Genomic DNA, 254 nt, shown 5'->3' on the forward strand with positions numbered 1-254 from the left:
CCTATCGCGTGCCGCGCAAGGTCACGAATGCGCTGACGGTGCAGTATGACCGGGTGATGTATCTGCTGCAGGACACGGTAGCCAACCGCAACCTGATCCACCAGTACGTGGAGGTCGTCGAGTATCCGAGCAATCGTCAAGAGTGGTGTACGCGGGTCAGGCGGCATGATCAGGCGGCCAGCGCTTGAGGAGCCGGTGTGCTTTCAATCACCGGAGTGCCGTCCTTGAAGGGAATGCCCTTCAGGAGCGGCTCG

At 61.0% G+C, this 254-nt stretch carries 1 pseudogene; it reads left to right on the forward strand.

The window, feature by feature from the left end:
* Positions 1–188, forward strand: a pseudogene (locus PKKP23_RS34270) (ISNCY family transposase); the annotation flags it as partial.
* Positions 189–254 lie beyond the last annotated feature (66 nt).

The organism is Paraburkholderia kururiensis JCM 10599 = LMG 19447, from assembly GCF_003986935.1.
In the GTDB taxonomy this organism is placed as follows: Bacteria; Pseudomonadota; Gammaproteobacteria; order Burkholderiales; family Burkholderiaceae; genus Paraburkholderia; species Paraburkholderia kururiensis.